This is a genomic window from Rossellomorea oryzaecorticis, from assembly GCF_045897515.1.
GTDB classification, from domain to species: Bacteria; Bacillota; Bacilli; order Bacillales; family Bacillaceae_B; genus Rossellomorea; species Rossellomorea enclensis.
Window position 1 is genome coordinate 1 of sequence record NZ_JBJOSA010000019.1, and the last position, 23,337, is coordinate 23,337.

18 protein-coding genes are annotated in these 23,337 nt (G+C 48.1%); 13 read left to right on the plus strand and 5 right to left on the minus strand.

All coding sequences use genetic code 11. The features are described 5' to 3' along the window. Positions 1–273 precede the first annotated feature (273 nt). From ACKA06_RS17290 to ACKA06_RS17340, 11 genes are all read left to right on the plus strand, one after another. Complete coding sequence (locus ACKA06_RS17290; protein WP_098151166.1) at positions 274–951, plus strand: response regulator transcription factor; 678 nt, start codon at positions 274–276, stop codon at positions 949–951. Further along, positions 948–2,360, plus strand: coding sequence for a sensor histidine kinase (locus ACKA06_RS17295; protein WP_411160266.1), 1,413 nt, complete (start codon positions 948–950; stop codon positions 2,358–2,360). Before ACKA06_RS17290 ends, ACKA06_RS17295 begins: the two co-directional genes overlap by 4 nt. An 81-nt stretch (positions 2,361–2,441) precedes the next feature. Then, on the plus strand, positions 2,442–3,521 hold the full coding sequence (locus tag ACKA06_RS17300) for an ABC transporter permease (RefSeq protein WP_411160267.1): 1,080 nt from the start codon (positions 2,442–2,444) through the stop codon (positions 3,519–3,521). Beyond that, on the plus strand, positions 3,521–4,204 hold the full coding sequence (locus ACKA06_RS17305; RefSeq protein WP_411160268.1) for an ABC transporter ATP-binding protein: 684 nt from the start codon (positions 3,521–3,523) through the stop codon (positions 4,202–4,204). The genes ACKA06_RS17300 and ACKA06_RS17305 overlap by 1 nt, the downstream gene beginning before the upstream one ends. A 222-nt stretch (positions 4,205–4,426) precedes the next feature. Then, positions 4,427–4,888 (plus strand): CopY/TcrY family copper transport repressor, encoded by a 462-nt coding sequence (locus tag ACKA06_RS17310; protein ID WP_032086173.1) that lies wholly within the window; start codon positions 4,427–4,429, stop codon positions 4,886–4,888. Between the two features lie 278 nt (positions 4,889–5,166). Next, on the plus strand, positions 5,167–5,382 hold the full coding sequence (locus ACKA06_RS17315) for a heavy-metal-associated domain-containing protein (protein ID WP_058297110.1): 216 nt from the start codon (positions 5,167–5,169) through the stop codon (positions 5,380–5,382). An 18-nt stretch (positions 5,383–5,400) separates the two neighbouring features. After that, positions 5,401–7,857 (plus strand): heavy metal translocating P-type ATPase, encoded by a 2,457-nt coding sequence (locus ACKA06_RS17320; protein WP_411160269.1) that lies wholly within the window; start codon positions 5,401–5,403, stop codon positions 7,855–7,857. 16 nt (positions 7,858–7,873) lie between these two features. Next, on the plus strand, positions 7,874–8,161 hold the full coding sequence (locus ACKA06_RS17325; RefSeq protein ID WP_214873570.1) for a glutaredoxin family protein: 288 nt from the start codon (positions 7,874–7,876) through the stop codon (positions 8,159–8,161). A gap of 142 nt (positions 8,162–8,303) precedes the next feature. Continuing rightward, entirely contained in the window at positions 8,304–8,921 is a 618-nt protein-coding gene (locus ACKA06_RS17330; protein WP_411160270.1) for a transporter, read from the plus strand. Between the two features lie 116 nt (positions 8,922–9,037). Beyond that, positions 9,038–9,859 (plus strand): DUF6612 family protein, encoded by an 822-nt coding sequence (locus ACKA06_RS17335; RefSeq protein WP_411160271.1) that lies wholly within the window; start codon positions 9,038–9,040, stop codon positions 9,857–9,859. A 179-nt stretch (positions 9,860–10,038) separates the two neighbouring features. After that, complete coding sequence (locus tag ACKA06_RS17340) at positions 10,039–10,965, plus strand: methyl-accepting chemotaxis protein (RefSeq protein ID WP_064566277.1); 927 nt, start codon at positions 10,039–10,041, stop codon at positions 10,963–10,965. 68 nt (positions 10,966–11,033) lie between these two features. On the opposite strand, the gene ACKA06_RS17345 is transcribed toward ACKA06_RS17340, so the two are convergent. From ACKA06_RS17345 to ACKA06_RS17365, 5 genes are all read right to left on the minus strand, one after another. Continuing rightward, on the minus strand, positions 11,034–12,020 hold the full coding sequence (locus ACKA06_RS17345; protein ID WP_032086180.1) for a LacI family DNA-binding transcriptional regulator: 987 nt from the start codon (positions 12,018–12,020) through the stop codon (positions 11,034–11,036). An 89-nt stretch (positions 12,021–12,109) separates the two neighbouring features. Next, entirely contained in the window at positions 12,110–13,747 is a 1,638-nt protein-coding gene (locus ACKA06_RS17350) for a glycoside hydrolase family 13 protein (RefSeq protein ID WP_411160272.1), read from the minus strand. A gap of 455 nt (positions 13,748–14,202) precedes the next feature. Beyond that, on the minus strand, positions 14,203–15,021 hold the full coding sequence (locus ACKA06_RS17355; RefSeq protein WP_032086182.1) for a carbohydrate ABC transporter permease: 819 nt from the start codon (positions 15,019–15,021) through the stop codon (positions 14,203–14,205). A 32-nt stretch (positions 15,022–15,053) separates the two neighbouring features. Next, positions 15,054–15,953, minus strand: coding sequence for a carbohydrate ABC transporter permease (locus ACKA06_RS17360; RefSeq protein WP_411160273.1), 900 nt, complete (start codon positions 15,951–15,953; stop codon positions 15,054–15,056). Positions 15,954–16,207: 254 nt separating this feature from the next. Continuing rightward, entirely contained in the window at positions 16,208–17,440 is a 1,233-nt protein-coding gene (locus ACKA06_RS17365; protein WP_198258619.1) for a sugar ABC transporter substrate-binding protein, read from the minus strand. A 365-nt stretch (positions 17,441–17,805) separates the two neighbouring features. On the opposite strand from ACKA06_RS17365, the gene bglX reads away from it, so the two are divergent. Further along, entirely contained in the window at positions 17,806–19,971 is a 2,166-nt protein-coding gene (bglX, locus tag ACKA06_RS17370; protein WP_411160274.1) for a beta-glucosidase BglX, read from the plus strand. An 18-nt stretch (positions 19,972–19,989) separates the two neighbouring features. Continuing rightward, positions 19,990–23,322 carry a GH36-type glycosyl hydrolase domain-containing protein gene (locus ACKA06_RS17375; RefSeq protein ID WP_411160275.1) on the plus strand — a complete coding sequence of 1,111 codons (3,333 nt, stop codon included), beginning with the start codon at positions 19,990–19,992 and terminating at the stop codon, positions 23,320–23,322. Positions 23,323–23,337 lie beyond the last annotated feature (15 nt).

Sequence of the window (23,337 nt, forward strand, 5' to 3'; positions counted from 1 at the left end):
ATGAAACCGCCGTATACGGAACCGTACGTACGGTGGTGTGAGAGGTCGGGGGTTAGTCACCCCCTCCTACTCGATTGGGCTTAGATTCTTCATTTTTTATAAGTTGAGTAAATGAACTTTTTCATATTTATTTACTTTTTCCATTCTTTATAAAACCTCACAGGCTTTTTCTGTTAACAAGTGACAGAAAGAAAGCCAAGGGTATAATAAAGATAAACGAACCCTTTAACAGGAATGAACTGATACATAATCCATTAACGCAAGGAGGATTAAATAATGAACATCTTGATCGTCGATGATGACCCGCATATTCTGCATCTGCTTCAACTCCACCTTTCACAGGAGTCCTATATCGTCCATGCTGCTAAAAATGGCATGGAGGCACTGGATGTACTGAAAAATCAAGCCTGTGACATTGCGGTTGTGGATGTGATGATGCCTTACATGGACGGTTATGATCTCACAAAGGAAATCAGGGATCGATACGATATCCCTGTCCTTCTTTTAACCGCAAAGGGCGGGATCGAGGATAAGGAACGCGGATATAATTCCGGAACGGATGACTATCTCGTAAAACCGTTCGAACCGAAAGAATTGCTGTTTCGTTTGAAAGCATTGGCCCGCCGGTATGGAAAAAAAGAGGATGAAAATGTGGTCAGGATCGGAACCGTGACAGCTGATCGCAATAAGTACGAAGTCAGTGCAGGGGACCGGACACTGCTTTTACCGTTGAAAGAGTTCGAACTCCTTTATTTATTCATGTCAAATCCGGACCATGTGATGTCGAGGGACATGCTGATTGAAAGAGTCTGGGGAATTGATTATGAAGGAGACGAACGGACGGTGGACGTACATGTGAAACGACTGAGGGAACGCCTTTCGGGTATCTCAGGTGACTTCGTCATCAAGACGGTGCGCGGAGTGGGATACGCCCTGGAGATGAAGCGATGAAGTCTTTGTATATAAAGTTTACCGTTTATACAATCGGCATCATGATCCTGAGCGGCATCATCGCGTTCATCTTATCGAATGTTTACTATCAGCAGTATTTGAAACCCCAGAATGATTTGAAGAATGCGGGGATCGGCAAGGAAATGGCCGGATTTATAGAGGAACACCCGGAGGTTGGCATCGATGAATACCTGAAACATGCAGCATCCGCCGGCTATCAATTTTATCTCGTGGATGGAAAGACAGATGAGGGGAAGTTCTTCGGTGCACCTTACCGGGACAAGAATCTGGATCCATCCGCCGTTCGCAAGGTGCTTGGTGGGGATACCTATCATGGCATGCGGGAATTTCCGGATAAAACGTTTGTGACGGGGTTTTTTGCCAATGAACTATCCAATACGATCGGCGTGCCGCTGGATCATGATGGCAAACGGTATGCACTGTTCCTTCGTCCAGATATCAAGCTGCTCTTCAATGAGATGCATCTGCTGTTCGGATGGCTGCTCATTTTGACCTTATGTTTGAGCATCCTGTTCGTCATCATCGGGACGCGCTTTTTAATCAAGCCCATCTCGAAACTGACGGAAGCGACCCATTCGCTTGCCCGCGGAAATTATCAAGTGGAGGTGGACCGGGGCAGGAGGGATGAAATCGGCCAGCTTGCCTCAAGCTTTCACCGGATGTCCAAACAGCTCGGTCAGCTTGATGAAGTGAGGAAGGAGTTCATCTCGAATGTCTCCCACGATATCCAATCGCCATTATCGAATATTAAGGGATACACGAATCTGCTGGGAAGTGAACACCTGTCTGCAGAAGAAAAGAATCAGTATATTTCCATCATGAATGGAGAAATCGACAGACTCTCCAACTTGACCAGACAATTGCTGCTCCTGGCATCACTCGACCGGAACGACGACGTTTTAAAAAAAGAAACTTTCAATGTGTCGGAACAGCTTAAGGAACGCATCAGCCAATATCAATGGGTCATCAGTGAAAAAGGGATCATGCTCGGCTACTCGCTTCCCGATCAAGAGATTAACGGAGATCCAGTGCTTCTCGGTACCGTCTGGGACAATCTGTTGTCCAATGCGATTAAATACAACCTCCCCAATGGCACAATCGATGTCAGCGTTGAATCGAGAGGAGGAATCGTGTCCATCCTCTTCAAGGATACAGGCATCGGACTTTCTGAAGGGGAAAAAGAGCGAGTCTTTGACCGTTTTTACCGGGCGGATACATCCAGGACGAAAACGGTTGAAGGGACCGGGCTTGGTTTGTCGATTGTTTCGACGATCATCCATCTTCACGGAGGAACCATCCATCTTGACAGTAAAAAAGGGAAAGGATCCACTTTTACGGTAAACCTTCCTTTGAAACAAAAAAATGTCAGCCATTCGATAAATGGCTGATATTTTTTTGTGTTCATCTTCCGTTCATATTCAGGGAGTATTCTGGTTTTGTACTAATCTAAAAGGAAGGTGAACAGAGACATGTTTTCACTGTCATTAAAAGAAATTCGCTTTTACAAGATGAGGTATTTACTGATCGGGTTCATCCTGTTCTTCGTTGCCTCCCTCGTTTTTATCATAAGCGGCCTTGCAGGCGGTCTCTCATCAGACAATGCTTCATCCATACAGAACATGGATGCTCGTGCGTTCTATCTGGATAAAGGGGCGGAAGGCCGGATCGACCGGTCACGGATTGACGTTTCGTCTGATACTTTTTCTCCCGGAATTGAGCCATTGAACCTCCAAATGCGTTCATTAGAAAAAGAAGGCACGGATCAGACAATCGATATCACATTCATGGCCGTCCAACCCAACGGCTTTCTGATGCCAAACGTGACGGATGGAGAAAGCTTTAAATCTGGAGATGCCAGCGTCACGGCCGATATCACCCTTCAAAAAGAGGGGATAGAAATCGGGGACATGCTCTATGACGAACAGTTTGACAAAGTATTTACCGTTGCCGGATTCACGGAGCAGCAAACGTTCAGCCATACACCCGCTGTGTTCATGAACATCGATCTGTGGAATGACTTGGTCCCGGAGAATCAAAAGAATAAAGTGAATGCACTTGTCATGGAAGAAGATAATCAAAAGCTGAGGGAAATCGTGAAATCGGAGGTCGAAGGCGGTAACTGGGTATCCAAGGATGAGGTAATCGGGGGCATTCCCGGCTACCAGGCAGAGCAAAGCTCGCTTTATATGATGCTTGCGTTTCTGATCGTGATCGCTGTATTTGTCCTGGCGGCGTTCTTCTTTATCATGACAATCCAAAAAATGAATGAGTTTGGTGTGTTGAAGGCCATCGGGGCAAAGAACGGATTCTTGATCGGTTCCACTCTCTTTCAGGTACTGATCCTTTCGCTCGTCAGCATCGGAACGTCAGTCGGGTTCACCGCCTTACTTCCAAATCTGCTTCCAGAGGACATCCCTTTTGTCTTCGATATTAACCTTATATTGAAATTTTCAGGGGTGCTGCTGATCGTTTCGCTTGCAGGTGCACTTGTATCTGCAGCCAATATTGTAAAAGCGGACCCGCTGACTGCCATGGGGAGGGCTCAATAATGAATACCTGGCCACTTGAACTGAAAGAAATCAGAAAGACCTTCAAGGACGGCGAAAAGATGATCGATGTCCTTCATTCTCTTTCTTTTAAAGCTGAGAGAGGCAAGCTGACCGCGGTACTCGGACCGTCGGGATCAGGGAAAAGCACGTTCCTGTCGATTGCAGGCGCACTGTTATCCCCCGATGAAGGGGAGCTGCTTGTAAACGGCCATGACATCGCTTCACTTTCCGATAAACAAAAGTCTGAAGTGAGACTTCATTCAATCGGCTATATTTTTCAATCCTCCAATCTTGTTCCGTATCTTAAAGTGATAGAGCAGCTCAAACTGCCTGCAGAGCTTGCGGGTAAGTGGAATGGAGACACAAAGAGGAGGGCGGAAGAACTTTTAAAGTCAGTGGGTCTTGAGAACCGGGCCGATAATCACTCTTATCAGCTGTCCGGCGGAGAGAAGCAGAGGGTAGCAATTGCCCGCGCCTTCATGAATGACGCCGACATCATCCTGGCCGATGAGCCGACCGCCAGTCTTGATTCAGGCCGGAGCATCGACATCATCAAGCTCATTTCAAAGATTGTGAAAGAAAAACAAAAAGCCGCCGTCATGGTCACCCACGATGAAACCATCCTTCATCTATGTGACAATATATATGAAATGAACGACGGCAGGCTTAAAAAAAGAAAGTGAACCAAAAGCTGGGCAGGCGAACACTCCTGTCCAGCTTTTTCTATGGAGTTATGCATTTTCCGTGCAGTTTATAATAGCCGTCCAGTGGTACAGAATAATAAAACATCCTGTTCAGCCCATTTTGATAAAAAGAAAACAAAATGGTTGACTAAAAACGATTACATTTGTAAACTCTAAATATAAGTTGATTACAAATGTAAACGATATAGGAGGTGTTGTCATTTGCCCAATGAAGAAAAACCGGAAATCACGGATTCTGAATGGGAAGTCATGAGGGTCGTGTGGGCCCTTGAAGAAGTGACCAGCAAGGAAATCAGCCATGTCCTGCAAGAAAAGATGGACTGGAAACCTGCGACGACCAAGACCTTCATCGGGCGTCTCGTCAAAAAAGGGATGCTGCAAACCGAAAAGTCAGGCAACCGGTTCATCTACACAGCCGCGGTCAGCGAAGAAGACAGTCTCAATACCCTGAAAGCAGGGCTGTTCCATCACATCTGCAGCCGTGCAGTCGGAAAGACGATAGCCGATCTGATCGGAGACGCAACACTCAGCCATGACGACATCGCCATGATAGAGGAAGTCCTGCAAAATAAGAAAAAAGACGCTGTCGACCAAGTCGTCTGCAACTGCGTCCCCGGCCAGTGCACCTGCAAAAAAGACCACGGCATGAACTGCCGGCATTAAGGCAGTGAATCTACTGCCAGTCGTCAGTGATATGGTTTGATCTGTCCAGTACAAGCGTTTGATTGGAGTGCAAGACGAAGACTCCTATCAGAAAAGCGGAAGCGGGTTTGGCTTATGACATGTGCCTCTAAGCACTGTAGCTGGACAGTTCCCTCTTTGACGAGGAGGCTCACGGGCCGCTGCTCACGGGCCGCCCGCGGAAAGCGAAGTCTTCCACGGAAATCAAAAGCGTTAATCAATGTAATAAAATCAATGAAAACTATAAGGAGTGTTCAAACATGGAAAAAACATTACTAAACGTATCAGGTATGACATGCGGAAACTGCGTGAAGAAAGTAGAAACCACACTAAACGGACTCGACGGAGTTGAAAAAGCCAAAGTCGACCTTGAAAATGCATCTGCAAAAGTGAAATACGACGAAACGAAACAATCCCCTGAAAGCCTGAGCAAAGCCGTGACGGAAGCAGGCTATGAAACAGAACCGAAAAAATAACAAAGGTGGTCTTGCACGATGACGGAAAAAACATTAAGCATCGAAGGGATGACATGTGCGTCGTGTTCACAGACGGTGGAAAAAGCAACGGGGAAATTGAACGGTGTCCAGGAAGCGAATGTGAACCTGGCCACTGAAAAACTGAGGATCACATATGATGAAAATGAAATTACCCTTGATCAGATAATGCAAGCCGTTGACGATGCAGGTTACAAAGCCATCTCGGAAATGGAAAAGAAAACATTTTCCGTATCGGGCATGACCTGCGCGTCCTGTGTGCAGTCAGTAGAAAAGGCGGCAAATAAGCTGGAGGGCGTGAAACATTCAAGCGTTAATCTGACGACCGAAAAATTGGTCGTTGAATATGATCCGTCAGTCGTAACCGCTGCCGACATCAAAAAAGCGGTATCCGAAGTGGGATATGAAGCGCAGGAAGATGTGGAGACAGAGGATAAAGCCGATGAAGACAGAGATAAGAAAGAACGGCATATCAATCATATGTGGAAACGTTTCTGGATCTCGGCCGTCTTCACGATCCCGCTCCTGCTCGTCTCAATGGGCCATATGCTCGGGATGCCGCTGCCGGATGCCATCGATCCGATGACCAACCCGACAGGATTTGCGCTCATTCAGCTCGTCCTGACGATTCCGGTGATGGTGATGGGGAAACCATTCTTCACAGTTGGATTCAAAACACTGATCAAGCGCCATCCGAATATGGATTCCCTGGTTGCCCTCGGAACCGGTGCTGCTTTTGTATACAGCTTCATTGCGTCCATTTTCATCTTATCGGGAAATGAGAGCTACGCGCAGGATCTTTATTATGAATCGGCTGCGGTCATCCTGACGTTGATAACGTTAGGGAAGTATTTCGAAGCACTGTCAAAAGGAAAAACGTCTGAAGCGATCAAGAAGCTGATGGGGCTGGCCCCTAAAACAGCGACGGTCATCAGGGACGGCATGGAAACCGAAATTTCAATTGAAGAGGTGGAAGTCGGCGACATCATCATCGTCAAGCCAGGGGAAAAGCTTCCTGTGGACGGTGTGGTAGTGGAAGGGAAGACGTCGGTGGATGAGTCGATGCTGACAGGGGAAAGCATCCCTGTGGAAAAAGAAGCAGGATCAGCAGTGATCGGCGCAAGCATCAATAAAAACGGTTCGATCCGTTACGAAGCGACCAAGGTCGGGAAAGACACAGCACTTTCTCAAATCATCAAACTGGTTGAAGACGCACAGGGATCAAAAGCACCGATTGCAAAGATGGCCGATATCATTTCCGGCTATTTCGTGCCGATCGTCATCGGCCTTGCGATCGTGACGGGCCTTGCCTGGTTCATCGGGGGCGAAACAGGTCTCTTCGCCTTTACGATAGCCATCTCCATTCTCGTCATTGCCTGCCCGTGCGCCCTTGGTCTCGCGACTCCGACCGCCATCATGGTCGGAACCGGGAAAGGTGCTGAAAATGGCGTGCTTATAAAGAGCGGGGGGGCACTTGAATCCACCCACAAAATCAATACGATCGTGTTTGATAAAACAGGTACGATCACTGAAGGGAAGCCTGTGGTGACGGATATCGTGACGGCCGGGGACATCGGGGAGGAAGAACTCCTGACCCTTGCCGCTTCGGCTGAAAAAGGATCCGAACATCCGCTGGGTGAAGCGATCGTCAGGGCAGCGGAGGAAAAAGGATTGCCGCTACTTAAAACGGATTTCTTTGATGCGGTCACTGGCCAGGGGCTTGAGGTGACAGTAGACGGTAAAGACCTGCTGCTCGGAAACCGGAAGCTCATGGTTGAAAATGATGTGGATCTAGGTGACCTCGAAGAAACGTCCGACCGCCTTGCAGCCGAAGGGAAAACCCCGATGTATATTGCAGTGGAAGAAGAAATCGCCGGTATCATCGCTGTCGCTGACACGGTGAAGGAATCGAGCTTCAAGGCCATTGAAAAACTTCATAAAATGGGCATCGAAGTCGCCATGATCACGGGTGACAACAAGCGGACGGCTCAGGCCATCGCGGAACAGGTCGGAATCGACCGTGTGCTGAGCGAAGTCCTTCCAGAAGACAAAGCCATTGAAGTCAAAAAACTGCAGGAAGAAGGACGGAAAGTCGCCATGGTCGGTGACGGCATTAACGATGCACCCGCCCTTGCGCAGGCAGATATCGGGATTGCCATCGGTTCCGGCACGGATGTGGCTATGGAATCAGCAGATATCGTCCTGATGAGAAGCGACCTGATGGACGTACCGACATCCGTCGAACTGAGCAAAGCAACGATCCGGAACATCAAACAGAATCTTTTCTGGGCATTTGCCTATAACATTCTCGGGATTCCGGTTGCGATGGGTGTGCTTTACCTGTTCGGAGGCCCCTTATTGAATCCGATGATCGCAGGGGCTGCTATGAGCTTCAGTTCTGTATCCGTGTTGCTCAATGCCCTGCGACTGAAAGGATTCAAACCATCACGCGTTTGAGGAGTGAACCTTTAATATGAGTCAGGAATTAATGATTGAACTCTACACACGTCCGACCTGCTCCGACTGTCAGGCTGCCAAAGAGTACCTGGCGGAGCAGCATATCGAATACAATCACAAAGATGTTGGGGCGGATGAATCACTCGAAGCAGAGATGAAAGAAACATTCGGCTCACGGATTGTCCCGGCATTTGCCTTTTACAAGAAAGGCCTGCTTGGTAAGAAAAAGCTGGTGAAGAGTTTGATTGGATTTGAGCAAAATCGAGAAGAGATAGAAGAGTTATTGGATACTAAAAAAGAATGAAGATTCGCCTCCAACCCCAGGGTGGAGGCTTTTTTTGAGGGAGAACAGAATTCTTCCACGATTATCCAATATCAACTCAGATAACCCTCCCATCTTTGGTACAATATAAATACATAAAAGTCGAAGGGAAGGAGGGGCATTCATGCAAAAGATCGTGAAAATCATATATGAGATGTTCATGCTCCTTCTTGTGATGGTGACGATCATCAACTTGTGGCAGGAAGATAATCATAATTCGTTTCTGAACTGGCTTGTGTGGGGGATCTTTTTCGCGGATTTTGTGGTAAGGCTGCTAAAGGCAGAGAAAAAGTGGGAGTTCCTGAAGGAAAATCCCTTCCTGGTCATAGCGATTCTTCCATTCGATCAGTTTTTTCAGATGGCGCGGATTGTGAGGGTCATCTACTTGTTCAGGTTGAAGACAATAACAAAATATTATATTTCTCCTTATGTTGAAAAACTTACGTATCAATCGTGGACGCTCCTCATCTCCATTTTACTCGGCTTCCTGCTTGCGGAATCATTTATCATTTTTTTCATAGAAGAAACAGTCGGCAGTTTTTATGATGGGATCGTTGTGGTATTCGGACATTTGATTTATATGGGAAGCACGATCGTCAATCTTCAGAGCGGGATGTCCATGTGGTTATTGACCGTTACGGCAATCATCGGGATTTCACTTCAGGGGCTCGCACTGCAGTGGGGCATGACCAAACTTGAAGGGATTTATAAAGGACTGGTTAACAGCAGGCAATCAAAATAATTGTTACAGCCGGACTTGGGAAAAAGGAAATTCGACTCCTTTTTCCTTTTTTTTGAAACTTTCTTCGTGCATATACGTATATACACGTAGACTGAATTATACAAGAGGAGGATATCATGAAGAAATTACTGGTACTGGGTTCAGCGATATTTTTGGCGGCTGGCTTGACGGCGTGCGGAACGACAACGAGCGGGAAAGATGTAGAAGACATCATCAATTCATCGATTGCTGCTTCGGAGGATCTTGAAAGTTTTCATGTGAAAATGGAGATGGAGCAGGATATCATCCCGGCTGAGGAAGATGCTGAAAAAGTGACGCAGGAGTCGACAATCGAAATGGATTATGTCACAGAGCCGCTCGGGTTGTATCAGACGACAGAAATGACGATGATGGGGATGCCGATTGAAGCGGAAACCTATTTTACCGAAGAAGGAATGTATACGAAGGATTCGATGAGTAACCAGTGGCAGGCCGCGCCTAAGGAAATGTCAAACTCAATTGTCCAGATGAGCAAGGATCAAGCGGATGCGACTGAGCAGCTCAAGCAAATGAAGGAATACATCAAAGATGTTAAAGTGGATGAGAAAGACGATCGCTATGTCATCTCATTCTCTGCTTCCGGGGAAGAGTATCAGAATCTTGTAGAGGAACAGGTCGAGGCCACGATGCCTGAAGGTTTGATGCCGAAGGAGATGCTGAAAGGCTTGAAAGTAAACAAATTGGACTATACCTATGAAATTGACAAAAAAACCTATCACCCTTTGAATTTCACAGTGAACATGGATTTCGATATGGAGATTGAAGGGGAGAAGGTGCAATCTGTCCAGAAGATGACGGGAAGCTATTCCAAGTTCAATGAGATCGAGGACATCACGATTCCGGCAGAAGTAAAAGAGAATGCCGTGGAAATGGATGAAGCAGCTTTGCAGGGTGAATAAGAGTAAAGAGCGTGTGGCCTGGGCCGCACGCTTTTTTTTAATAGAAATGTTTCGATTTCGAGAGTTGTAAATTGTTAAATTTAAATTTACTTAGTACGATAGTCTTACGATTAGTAGAATGTATCTTAACTCACGGTTGAAAATACATATGATGCTTGATTCCAGAAAAGAGGATGAGGATGAACAGTACACTTACAGAAATCGAAGAAAGAAATCAGGGATTTGGGGCAGTACAGGTAATGGACGCGATTAAAGGGTCGCTTGCGATGATTCAATTCGACCCGGAAGGAAATGTGCTGTGGGCGAATGAGAATTTTGCGGGCACGGTCGGATATAGAGCAGCAGAGATGCCCGGCATGAGGCACAGGGCATTCTGTACACCTGAATTTGCCGAAAGCCGCGCGTATCAGGAGTTATGGAGGAACCTGCGGAACGGTAGAAGTTTTCAGGAGAAGATCCAGCGTGTGACAAAGCGCGGTGACCTTATCTGGCTTGAAGCCACCTATACGCCAGTCAAAGATGAGCGCGGGAGGGTCGTTGGTGTGGTAAAAGTGGCAACGGATATCACAGAACGGGAAAACACAGCTGTGAAGGTGGCATCTCAATTGCAGAAGATGTCTGAAGAACTCAGTGGTAAAGCGGAGGACGGCATCCGTCGAAGTGAAGAAGCGGCAAAAGCGATTGGAAGACTCGTCGAAGAGTCGAAGGAAAATCTCGAAATCATGGAATCTCTTAAATCACAGGCAAAATCGATTGAAAGCATTGTGAAAACGATAAGGGAAATCGCAGCCCAGACGAATCTTTTGGCATTGAATGCAGCCATCGAAGCGGCCCGCGCAGGTGAACATGGCAGAGGCTTCAATGTTGTGGCGGGTGAAGTAAGGAAGCTTGCTACCCGCGTCCAGGATTCGATCGGCGAAGTCAACGCCCGCATCGAAGGGATCACCTCTGAAATCAACAAGGTGAGTGAAGGGACGATCCGCTCACAGGCAGGAATCTCAAACAATCAGGACCTCAACGAACAGGCGGTCGCCGCATTCAAAGAGATCGGCCATGCAGCCCGTCAGCTCGATCTGCAGGCAAGGGATTTTAAAGAGATCCTATAATAAAATGAAGGCCCGTCCCGCATCGTTTTAAAGCAGTGCGGGACGGGCCTTTGCCATGTCGCGGACCATCATCCTTTGACAGATTTCCGTTCGATCAGTTCCGTCGTCAGTTTGTAATTGTGGTCGACTTTTTCCTTCGAAAGTACCTGGAAGATCAAGTGTACTGCCAGGGCGCCGGCTTCGTATTTAGGCTGGCGCATCGTTGTCAGCGGAGGGGAGACATATTCTGAAAGCTGGATATCGTCGAATCCGATGATTGATATGTCATCAGGGACAGAGATTTTCTTTTCATTCAATGCCTGAAGTCCGCCGATGGCCATTTCATCATTGGCGAAGAAGATGGCCTGGGGGACATCCTTTTGGGCGATGAGCATTTTCGTCGCCTGATAGCCGCCTTCCCTCGTAAAGCCTCCGGACACTTTCCATTTGGAACGATAATCGATTCCATGCTTTTCAAGTGCGGCCTGATAACCTTTGAAACGGAGTTCGTTGTCATGCGAGTTATAAGGTCCGCTTACAAAGGCAATGTCCCGGCTGCCTTTTTCTATCAGGTGTTCAGTCGCCATGAATGCCCCGTGTTCATTGTCAACCTCGATCTGGACGACATGATCATTTTGCACGCTCCGGTCGAGGACGACAATCGGGAAGCCTTCCCGGGCTGACTCAAGAATGGTGTTGTCATCGATATTATGGGCAAGGATGATCACGCCATCTACACGCTTTTCACGCAGGAATTTCACAGCGGTGGACTGTGCCCCGCCGATCGAACTGCAGGCGATCAAATCGTATCCGTTTGTCGACGCAACATCCTGGACGCCTTTGATCAGTTCGGAGTAGTAGGGCCCTGACAGGTCGCTGAGGATCAGGGCGATCGTGTTTGTGCTTGTCCTTTTCAAATCGGAAGCGAGTCCGTTTTTTTGGTAATTCAATTCTTTTGCTGCGGCCAATACTTTCTGCCGGGTTTCTTCGCTGACCTTCGTGCTGTTGTTGAGCGCGTAGGAAGCGGTGGAGACCGCGACCCCGGAAAGTTTGGCTACATCTTTTATGGTGGCCATGTTGTTCACTTCCTTTTAACATAGGGCTTGTCAGTTCATTGTCTGGTATATGTCTTATTATACAATTATTGGTATGGATTGTAAGCGGTTTAGTGTTTTATGAGATAGACGATTGCTTCATATGGACGTAAAGTTTTCAATCCGGAAGGCCGTCCGGCTGCCCCTTCACAGTTGTTTATCACGATTTCGCAGCTGGTGCCGTCTAATTGTTCCGGCAGTGACAGCTCCGGTTCGTTTCCATAAAAGTTCGCGACGACAACCAGTGTCTCATTTCCGAGCTTTCTCTTATAGGCGAAAATTTCAGGGTGTTCAACCAGGATCGGCTCGTACCCGCCGTATACGATGATGTCGTGCTCTTTCCTTAATCGGATCAGCTTTCTATAGTAATGGAAGATGGAGTCCTCATCTCTCAGTGCATCTTCCGCGTTGATTTCCTTATGGTTTGCATTCACTTCAAGCCAAGGTGTCCCGGTCGTGAAGCCGCCGTGATGACTGCGGTCCCACTGGAACGGGGTGCGGGCATTATCCCTTCCTTTTACATGGATGGATTTCATGACCTCTTTATGCGGGATGCCTTCTGATATCTTTTCATTATAAAAGTTGATCGTTTCAATGTCCCGATAGTCCCGGATATCATCGAATACGATATTTGTCATCCCGATTTCCTCACCTTGATAGATATACGGTGTGCCCTGCATCATATGAAGGATGGTGGCGAGCATCTTTGCCGATTCCACCCGGTACTCTCTGTCGTTGCCCCATCTGGAAACGATCCTCGGCTGATCATGATTATTCCAGTACAGGCTGTTCCATCCCTGCCCGTGAAGTTCAGTCTGCCATTTACTCAGTGTTTGTTTCAAGTCCCGCAAATCGAGCGGCTTTAGCGCCCATTTTCCTTTTCCATTCACTTCATCAAGCGACATATGCTGAAAAGTGAACACCATATCAAGCTCATTCCGTCCTTCTCCCGTGTAAAGCTTTGCCGTCTCAGGCGTGGCAGAAGGAGTTTCACCGACAGTGACGGTCGGATAGTTCGAGAGGACTTCCCGATTCATTTCCTGCAGGTAATCATGCAGCTTCGGTCCGTCTGTCAGAACGTTGTCATCGATCTCCTTCCCAATCAAGTCGATGACATCCATCCGGAAGCCGCTCACTCCTTTATCGAGCCAGAAATTCATCATGTTATAGAGATGTTCCCTGACTTCCTTGTTATGAAGGTTCAAGTCAGGCTGTTTTCTGCTGAAAAGATGGAAGTAGTACTCCCCGGTCTCTTCGTCATATTCCCATGCAGGACCGCTGAAAACAGAGGTGATGTCACTCGGCGGTCCGTCGCTGCCAGCCCTCCATACATAATAATCACGATACGGATTATCCTTTGATTTCCGCGATTCGATGAACCATGGGTGTTCATCAGATGTATGGTTGATGACAAGATCCATCATGATATGGATATCCCGCTTGTGTGCCTCTTTAATAAGTTCCTCCATGTCATCCATCGTACCGAAATCACTCATGATCTGATAATAATCGCTGATATCATATCCGTTATCGTCATTCGGCGATTGATACACCGGGCTGAGCCAGATGATATCTATCCCGAGAAAAGCAAGATAATCGAGTTTCTCTATTATACCGGGAATATCCCCGATCCCGTCGCCGTTGTGGTCATTAAAACTGCGCGGGTATATTTGATACACCGTCGAGCGGTGCCACCATTTTTTCTCCATGGCTGCCTCCTTGAATGTGTTGGTTGCCGGGATGCTGGGGGAGGGGAGTGAGGGTGTCTGGGGTGTGCGGTCCATTGTTGTTGGTGCCTAGCACAGAAGGGGTGGATTGTGCCAGGAACAAAAAGGCTCATTTGTGCCAGGAACAATACGTTTGATTTGTGCCTGGCCCCGGCGAGTTCCAGCCAGGCTCAAACAGCCGGAATCGAGCCAGGCTCAAATTCCCTCATTCGAGCCAGGCTCAATCAACCCGAATTGAGTCTGGCACAGACCCCCTCATTCGAGCCTGGCTCAAAATACACCAAAAGGTGCCAGGCTCATTTCACCGAAACGAAGCCCGCCACCATCCGAAAAAGGATTGTACCAGGTACAAATCCGAACTGGTGTACCTGGTCCAACCAACCCCGACTGTACCAGATACACACCTAAAACAACCTCACAAACCCCCAACAAATCAACTACTTAATCCCCGACATCGTAAATCCTTCCACGATATATTTCTGGAAGAACGAGAAGATGATGATGATCGGTACGACCATGAATGCCGCGCCGGCCATCTGCAGGCCAAAGTTGTTGGCGTACTGGCCCTGTAATAGCGATAGTCCGACTGACAGGGTATAAAGGCTTTCATCATTGGCGATGATCAGCGGCCAGAGGAAGCTGTTCCATGCCCCGATGAATGTCAGGATCCCCTGTACCGCGAAGATCGGTTTGGCAATCGGCACGATCAACCGGAAGAAGATGTAGAATTCTCCTGCGCCGTCAAGGCGGGCGGCTTCGATCAGGTCGGTCGGTATCGTCGTCATGAACTGCCTGAACAGGAAGATGCTGAAGGCGGCTGCAAGTCCCGGCAGCACGATCCCTGTCATCGTATTGGTCAGACCCATTTCATTCAGGATCAGGTAAACGGGAATCATCGTTACCTGTGCAGGAATCATCATCGTTGCCAGCACGATGTAGAAGATTTTTTCCCTGCCTTTGAATTGGTATTTTGCAAACCCGTAGCCGGCCATGGCGTTGAAGAACAGGCCGACAAAGGAGAAGAGCACGATGATCAATGTATTTCTCAAGTAGACGCCGAAGTTCATGCTTTCGAACAGATTGGCGTAGTTTTCGAGCGTTGGATTTTCAGGAATGAGCGTAGGCGGTATTTGAAGCACTTCGCTTTCCGGCTTGAATGAGCTTGAGATCATCCAGATGAACGGGACGGATACGATGATTCCGCCGAGGATCAGGAGGATGATGACAAAAAGCCGTTCCATTTTAAATGTTTTCATAGTTTCAACCCCGATACTGTGTATTTACAAGCTTAGTATTCTGTATCAGATTTTCTAATCTTAAATTGAATCAAGGTAATGATGATGATGAACACGAACAGAATGAATGAGCCTGCTGCCGCGTATCCGAATTCACTGAACTGGAAGCCGCGCTGGTAAATGAACAGTGCCATTGAAATCGTCCCGTCAAGCGGTCCGCCGTTTGTCATGACGAACGGTTCTTCGAAGAACTGAAGCCATCCGATAAGTGTCGTGACGGTGACGAAGAAAGTAGCGTACCTCAGTAATGGAATGGTCACGTTCCAAAGCACCTGCCAGCGGTTGGCCCCGTCCATTTCGGCCGCTTCATAGTAAGATTTCGGTATCCCCTGGAGTGCCGCGAGGAAGATGATCATATTGATCCCGATCCCTTTCCATACAGCTAAAACAATCAACGATAGCTTGGCGATCGTTGGCTCTCCTAACCAAGGGATTTTCTCGACATCCAAAAGAGATAATAAGTAGTTGAATAGTCCGTACTCGGTGTTGTAAAGGAAGCCCCAGATAACCGCCACGGCAATGATGTTCGTGATCGAAGGCATATAATAGACCCCGCGGAAAACCGTGAACAGCTTGCTTGTCCCGTAATTAAGGAGAAGGGCGATCCCTAAAGAGAAAACAATGACAAGAGGGACCCCGATGATGACATAGAAAAATGTGTTGTAGATCGATTTATGAAAGAGCTCGTCTGAAATCAATGCAGAGTAGTTTTCCAGGCCGACGAAGTGTACATTCGACCAGTTGGCAAGCCCGGCAAGATCCAGGTCGGTAAAGCTGATCAAGAAGGCCACTATGATCGGAACGATGCTGAAAACAGCCAATATGATGACTGCAGGAGCAATAAACACGTATGGATGCTTATTTGTTCTGATATTTTTTAATCCATTTCTCATGATATCCCACCTAACCAAAACACCGCAGAAGGTTTATTTTAAAAATGGAGTTCAGGCAATCCCAGTGGGGATATGCCTGTAACTCCAACTATCTTCCTTATTAAGAGCGAATGCTTTTTAGTATTTAATCTTATCCAGCTCCGGCGGCCAGCCCCTCGAGACGTTTCAGTCCGGCCACTGAAGTCAAAGAACGACTTCACCGGCCGGACTTCCAACGCTTGTCGGGGCTGAACGGGCCGCCTCCGCTTTTCGTTTTATTCAACAATGTCGTTTGCTTTTTTATTGAACTGTTCAAGTTCTTTATCGATATCTGCACCGCCGACAGTGATTCTTTCGATGGAAGAAAGGAATTCCTGTGCGATTTTTTCAAATTCTTTGATTTGCGGTGATGCTTTAGTGTTTTCCAGCTGCTTACCGAACACAGAAAGTAATGGATCTTCTTTCAGCTTAGGCTCTTCCCAAGCTTCTGTACGTGAAGGAAGTGTGTTTGACATTTCCAGCCATTCCATTTGTGTGTCCACTTCGTTCATATAAGAGATGAATTTAAGGGATTCATCAACATTTTCAGAGTTGTGGAAGATCGAGAGGTTCGATCCGCCCATGCTTGATGTGTTTGTTTCTTTCTTCGGCATTTCAGCTACTGCCCATTTGTCTTTAAGGTCAGGAGCCTGGTCGTTGATGATGTTGATCATCCAAGGGCCGCTGAAAAACATCGGCTTGGAACCGCTCTTGAATGCCTGTACGATATCGATTCCTTCTGCAGTCGGGCTTAAGCCTTCCTTGAAGTAGCTTGCATAGTATTCGATTGCGCCTTTGAATTCAGGGCTGTCGAAGTTCATTTTGTCCTTGCCTTCGAATTCATATCCATTTTGCCATGCAAAGATGAAAGGTGTGATCTGGTCATTACGGTCGATATCAAGACCGTACATGTCGTCTCCGCGTGCGTTCAGCTTTTCAGCTGCATCCTTCAGCTCGTCCCATGTGGCAGGGGCTTTGTCGTAACCAGCTTCTTTCAATAGATCTGTGCGGTAGTAGAGTACGCGTGTATCGATGTACCAAGGAACACCGACAATTTTATCGTCATATTTCATGGAAGTGACGGAACCTTCGAAGAAATTCTCAGGTTTGAATTCCGGGTAATCTTCGAGATAAGGTTCCAAGTCCAGCAAAGCGCCGGCATCTGCAAATTCAGGAACCCAGGTTGTCCCTAATTGAAGGACATCCGGTCCGTTTCCTGAAGCAACGGCAGTCAATAGTTTATCGTGGGCGTTGCCCCAAGGAATTGCCTGCACTTTTACAGTGATGTCTTTGTTTTCTTCTTCAAATTTAGAAGCCATTTCCTTCAATTTCTTTCCTTCTTCACCCATGGCCCAGACGGTGATTTCTTTCTTGCCGTCTTTTGAATCGCCCCCGCCTCCGCATGCAGCAAGTACGGTCGATAATGCGATCATCGCGACCAGTAACAGTGTCCATGATTTCTTTCTCATTCTCCCATCTCCATTCTATTATGATTGTTTTTTAAATCCTGAAACAAGACTGCCTGCTGTTATCAAGCAAACAGGGAAATCAGCCAAACGTTATTGAAACGTTTCGATGACTATATTATAATCAAACATGAATCCGCTTTCAACCACTTTTTTAAAAATGTTGGACTGATAAAATCAATTTCATTAAAATTCACTGGTTAATAGGTTGGAAGCCTTGATAATAGATGATTTTGGTAATTATTACAGCACCGGATCCTTGTTGACTATCAAGAAGAATACGCTTATAATTCGACTCAACTGATTATTGAAACGTTTCACCAAATAAAGGATCGTACGACAAAATCCTAAAACTCGGAGGTTCCGGTATGAATGAACAGAAGCATACTTCATTAGTAAATGAAATGACATTGGATGAAAAGATCGCCCAGCTGACACAGCTCGCGACTCCATTTTTCAAGGGGGCAAGTGACGGGGGGCAGATCACCGGTCCGATGGCCGAAATGGGAATCAGTGACGAGACGATCGGGAATGCGGGATCGGTGCTCGGCGCGTCCGGTGCGGAAGAAGTGAAAAGCATCCAGCGGAAGCATCTGAAAGAGAACCGGCTCGGCATCCCTCTATTGGTGATGTCCGATATCGTGCACGGATATAAAACGATCTTTCCTGTACCGATTGCGATCGGCTGCTCATGGGATCTTGAACTGGCGGAGAAAAGTGCCGAAATTGCCGCGCGTGAAGCATCGGCATCCGGTGTACATGTCACATTCGCTCCGATGGTCGATCTCGTCCGGGACCCTCGCTGGGGCCGGGTGATGGAATCGACAGGGGAAGATCCGTATTTGAACAGTGAGTTTGCCAGGGCATTCGTCCGCGGCTTTCAAGGCGATGACCTGACAAATGAAACGGACCGCGTAGCCGCCTGTGTGAAGCATTTCGCTGCGTACGGGGCAGCAGAAGGCGGACGTGATTATAATACGGTGGATATGTCAGAGCGGGAGCTTCGGGAGAGTTATCTGCCTGCGTATAAAGCGGCGCTCGACGAAGGCTGTGAGATGGTGATGACGGCATTCAATACCGTGTTCGGCATCCCGGCGACCGGAAATAAGAAGCTGATGCGGTCGATCCTCCGTGAAGAAATGGGATTTGACGGCGTCCTGATCTCCGACTGGGGAGCGGTGAAGGAAATGATTCCTCACGGTGTCGCAGAAGATGAAAAGGAAGCTGCGTTGAAAGCACTCACGGCAGGGGTGGATATTGAAATGATGACCGCCGCGTATGTGAAATACTTAAAGATATTAGTAGAAGAAGGTCAGGTGGAGGAGGCATTGATCGATGAAGCCGTCCTCCGGATCCTGACGCTGAAGGAAAAGCTTGGTTTATTCGAAAATCCCTACAGGGGAGCGGATGAGGAGCTCGAAAAAGAAGTGGTGCTGAGTACCGCGCACCGCGAAGCTGCCAGGGAGCTTGCATCGAAATCGGCAGTGCTGCTGAAAAATGAAGGCGTTTTACCTCTTCGAAAAGAGCAGAACATCGCTTTGATTGGTCCTTTTGCGGAAAGCGGGGACATTCTTGGACCGTGGTCATGGCTGGGATCGAAGAAAGATGCCGTGACGGTTAGAGAAGGCTTTTCACAAAAAATCAATGAAGCACAGCTGACTGTCGCAGGCGGCAGTGACATTGAAAGGATTTCAGAGGAACAAATTCAGGACGCGCTGCATGCGGCAAAAGACGCAGACGTCATCGTCCTCGCACTCGGCGAGGACTCGGAAATGAGCGGGGAAGCGGGCTGCCGCGCAGATATCCGTCTCCCCGAAGCACAGCTCGAGTTGATCCAGCGCATGAAGGAGCTGGGCAAGCCGATTGTCTCAGTGCTGTTCAACGGCCGTCCGCTCGATCTTCATGGTGTGTGGGATGAAACCGATGCAGTCCTTGAAGCTTGGTATCCGGGAACGGAAGGCGGCGCAGCCGTTGCGGACCTAATATACGGTGACGTGAATCCGTCCGGACGTCTGGCGATGTCCTTCCCTTACAGTGCGGGCCAGATCCCGGTTTATTATAATCACTACAATACCGGACGGCCGAAGGGAGCGCCGGACGCTCAGGAACGCTATGTTTCACAGTACCTGGATATCCCGAACAGCCCGCTGTTCCCATTTGGATACGGCTTGAGCTATACGGAGTTCACTTACAGCGGTATGGAGCTATCGAGTGAAAAAATGACGTGCGATCGCCAGTTGAATCTGACGGTCACTGTGACGAACAGCGGCACGGCAGCCGGGGAAGAAGTCGTTCAGCTGTACGTGCGGGACGTCAGTGGTGAAGTGGTACGGCCGCTGAAGGAGTTGAAGGCTTTTGAAAAAATAAGCCTGGAACCGGGGGAATCGAAGGAAGTGGGCTTCAGCCTGACAGAGGAGCAGCTCAGATATCATCATTCCGATCTTACGTTTACGAGCGACAGAGGTACATTCATCGCCTATATTGGAGGAAACAGCAAGGACGTCATGGAGGCATCCTTTATACTGGAAAAATAGAGAAGCGAGGGGAAAGAAATGAATACAAACGTTGTACTCTCAGCAGGAAATCTGACATTTACTTTTTTACCGGGCGGCGACTTATTTGCCCTTACACATAAAGACATCATGGTGAATGGATTGATGGCCAACCCGATCGATGGGTCGATGAACAAACTATATCTTCGCATCCATGGGGATAATGGCATCACATTCAAGCCGATGATCGGGGTCAAATCAGGAAGCAAGGTGGAATGGGCTGATTCCCGCGTGAAATGGAGCGGTTCTTTCGAAGGCGCGGCCTACGAAGTGACGTTCACATTGACGGACCGCGGTATCTGGTTCTGGGATGCCGAGGTTGAAGGAGATGAAATAGAGGTCGATGTCATTTACGGACAGGATCTGGGACTTGCCGACAGGGGGGCCGTCCGTTCAAATGAAGCCTATATGTCCCAGTATATCGATCATCGCGTGTTTAAGAATGAAGACAGAGGATATGTGGTCTGCTCGAGACAGAATCAGCCGCAGTCAAGCGGATTTCCTTATCTTCAGCAGGGTTCGCTCGGAAAAGCGGCAGGCTATTCGACGGACGGGTTCCAATTTTACGGATTGTCTTATAAAGAAACAGATAGACCTGAAGTGTTGACAAAAGAAACGCTGGCAAATGAAATCTATCAGTATGAATTCGCCTATACGGCCTTGCAGTCCCAAAAGGCAAAACTAAAAGGTAAACAAAGATTTACGTTCTACGGAGTCTTCAAGGAAGATCATGCTGCAGCGATTGAAGAATTGGAGTTCCAAGACGAAATTGATGCGGCATGGGAAGAGGCAAAGGCCGGGGGAACAGAATATAAAGGTACCGGTGTATATGTGAAAATGAAACCGGAATTCGGCAAGCCCCTCCAAACGCTTTCCATGAACGGAACCGAAATAGAAGAACTGTTCGCACACCGTCACAATGAGGAGCGGGAAGGCGATCGCCTGTTGTCATTCTTCACGGATACACATGAGCATGTCGTCTTGAAAGAAAAGGAATTGATGGTGGAGCGGCCGCACGGTCATATTTTGATGTCGGGTGAAAACCACCGCATAAAAGCAGATACGATTACGACCACCTCCTTCATGTACGGATTGTTCAACTCGCAGCTTGTGGTCGGGAATACGTCGTTTAATAAAATGCTGACGAACCAGCGCAGTCATTTGAATGTGCCTAAAACATCTGGGCAACGCATCTATATAGAAGTGGACGGCGAGTACCGGCTGCTGACGATGCCATCCCTGTTCGAAATCGGCTTCAATTACGCACGCTGGTACTATAAGACTGAGGACGATATGATCGTCATTTCAAATTATACCGTGGTCGATTCACCGGAAGTGCAGCTGAACGTGAAATCACGAAACGGCAAATCGTACCGTTATATCGTGACGAATCAGGTGACGATGAATAACAATGAATATGAAAAAGGCTTCAACCTGAAGCAGGAAGACGGAATCCTGACGATCACTGCCGATCCGGAAGCGGACAGCAGTCAGACGTTCCCGCATCTTTGCTACAGGTTGAAAATCGACGGGGCGGATGTGGAAACCGGCCGTGAAGAGAAGCTTGCGGGCGGTGTTGAACAAGGTGCTGCTTCCCTCGTTGTGATGGAAGTAAGTGCGTCCGCAGAATGGAATCTGACCGTCCAGGGTCTGTTGAACGGGGAAGAGCGCGATTTCGTAAAGCGCGACCTCAATGAAGAAATCGAGAAGTACCGTGAATACTATAGAGGTGTCATGAACGGCTTCAAACTTTCCACCAATGAATCCACACCGGCATCCCTTCAAAAAGTGAATGCGCTCGCCTGGTGGTACACTCACAATATGCTGGTCCATTACTCCGTTCCGCACGGGTTGGAGCAATACGGAGGGGCAGCCTGGGGAACCCGCGATGTGTGTCAGGGTCCGACCGAATATTTCATGGCGACACAGAACTATGAATCCGTGAAGGAAATCATCAAAACCGTTTATGCGCATCAATATGAAGATGACGGCAACTGGCCGCAATGGTTCATGTTTGACAAGTATTATAAATTTCAGCAGGATGACAGCCACGGGGATATCATCGTCTGGCCGCTGAAAGTGGTAAGCGACTATCTCGAGGCGACGAATGACTACGGAATTCTACAGGAAGAGATTCCTTATACAGAACGGGAAGGATTCGGTTTCACTGAAGGGAAAGCGACTCTTCTCGATCATATCAGGAAAGAGCTTTCCTATATCAAGGAAAACTTCCTGCATGATACGTTCCTGTCTTCCTACGGCGACGGGGACTGGGACGATACGCTTCAGCCGGCGAACGCCAATCTGAAAAAATACATGGCGAGCAGCTGGACGGTTGCGCTGACCTATCAAGTGGTCGTGAAGCTTTCCTCTGTTCTCGAAGGGGTTCTACAAGAAGAAGCACAGGAATTCCGCGCCCTCGCCGAAGGCATCCAGCAGGATTTCAACAAGTATATCCTCCAGGATGACGTCATCCCTGGATTCGTGTATATGGAAGAAGCGGGGAAACCCGAATTCATGGTTCATCCGAAGGATACAAAAACCGGCATACATTACCGTTTGCTGCCGATGAACCGCAGCATCATCTCTGAGCTGTTCACACCTGAACAGGCATCAGCGCATTATGAATTGGTGAAGGAACACTTATACTGTCCGGATGGGGTCCGCCTGATGAACCGCCCGGCGAAGTATAAAGGCGGGGTCAGCACCCACTTCAAGCGTGCCGAACAGGCCTCGAACTTCGGACGTGAAATCGGCCTTCAATACGTCCATGCCCACATCCGCTTTGTGGAAGCGATGGCGAAGCTCGGGTATACGGATGAAGTATGGAAAGGCCTCGAAATCATCAATCCGGTCGGCCTGAAAGAGGCCGTGCCGAACGCGGAACGCCGTCAGAGCAATGTGTATTTCAGCTCTTCTGATGGAAAATTCAATACGAGGTACGAAGCACAGGAGCGTTTTGGTGAACTGCGTGATGGTTCCGTGCCGGTCAAAGGCGGCTGGAGAATTTATTCAAGCGGACCGGGGATCTATATGAATCAATTGATTTCAAATGCACTGGGAATCCGCCAGGAAGATGGGGACCTCGTGATCGACCCGGTTCTGCCGGAAGATCTTGACGGCATGAGATTCGATTTCACATTCCAGCACAAGCCGGTGACTTTCGTCTATCACCTGGGGAGCCATGACGGAATGCGTGTAGTGATCAACGGTCAGGAAGCTTCTGCCATCCCTGTATCCAACCGATACCGTGAAGGCGGAGTGAAAATTACCAAAACCGAACTTGAAAAACTGCTTACAGGCGAAACCAGCACAATCGAAATTCATCTGTGATATTTCCAGAAAACC

What these genes read in the sequence shown, in the direction of transcription:
- ACKA06_RS17295 (WP_411160266.1), top strand. Translation starts at nt 948, where the DNA reads ATGAAGTCTTTGTATATAAAGTTTACCGTTTATACAATCGGCATCATG.
- ACKA06_RS17300 (WP_411160267.1), top strand. Translation starts at nt 2,442, where the DNA reads ATGTTTTCACTGTCATTAAAAGAAATTCGCTTTTACAAGATGAGGTAT.
- ACKA06_RS17305 (WP_411160268.1), top strand. Translation starts at nt 3,521, where the DNA reads ATGAATACCTGGCCACTTGAACTGAAAGAAATCAGAAAGACCTTCAAG.
- ACKA06_RS17315 (WP_058297110.1), top strand. Translation starts at nt 5,167, where the DNA reads ATGGAAAAAACATTACTAAACGTATCAGGTATGACATGCGGAAACTGC.
- ACKA06_RS17320 (WP_411160269.1), top strand. Translation starts at nt 5,401, where the DNA reads ATGACGGAAAAAACATTAAGCATCGAAGGGATGACATGTGCGTCGTGT.
- ACKA06_RS17325 (WP_214873570.1), top strand. Translation starts at nt 7,874, where the DNA reads ATGAGTCAGGAATTAATGATTGAACTCTACACACGTCCGACCTGCTCC.
- ACKA06_RS17330 (WP_411160270.1), top strand. Translation starts at nt 8,304, where the DNA reads ATGCAAAAGATCGTGAAAATCATATATGAGATGTTCATGCTCCTTCTT.
- ACKA06_RS17335 (WP_411160271.1), top strand. Translation starts at nt 9,038, where the DNA reads ATGAAGAAATTACTGGTACTGGGTTCAGCGATATTTTTGGCGGCTGGC.
- ACKA06_RS17340 (WP_064566277.1), top strand. Translation starts at nt 10,039, where the DNA reads ATGAACAGTACACTTACAGAAATCGAAGAAAGAAATCAGGGATTTGGG.
- ACKA06_RS17345 (WP_032086180.1), bottom strand. Translation starts at nt 12,020, where the DNA reads ATGGCCACCATAAAAGATGTAGCCAAACTTTCCGGGGTCGCGGTCTCC.
- ACKA06_RS17350 (WP_411160272.1), bottom strand. Translation starts at nt 13,747, where the DNA reads ATGGAGAAAAAATGGTGGCACCGCTCGACGGTGTATCAAATATACCCG.
- ACKA06_RS17355 (WP_032086182.1), bottom strand. Translation starts at nt 15,021, where the DNA reads ATGAAAACATTTAAAATGGAACGGCTTTTTGTCATCATCCTCCTGATC.
- ACKA06_RS17360 (WP_411160273.1), bottom strand. Translation starts at nt 15,953, where the DNA reads ATGAGAAATGGATTAAAAAATATCAGAACAAATAAGCATCCATACGTG.
- ACKA06_RS17365 (WP_198258619.1), bottom strand. Translation starts at nt 17,440, where the DNA reads ATGAGAAAGAAATCATGGACACTGTTACTGGTCGCGATGATCGCATTA.
- bglX (WP_411160274.1), top strand. Translation starts at nt 17,806, where the DNA reads ATGAATGAACAGAAGCATACTTCATTAGTAAATGAAATGACATTGGAT.
- ACKA06_RS17375 (WP_411160275.1), top strand. Translation starts at nt 19,990, where the DNA reads ATGAATACAAACGTTGTACTCTCAGCAGGAAATCTGACATTTACTTTT.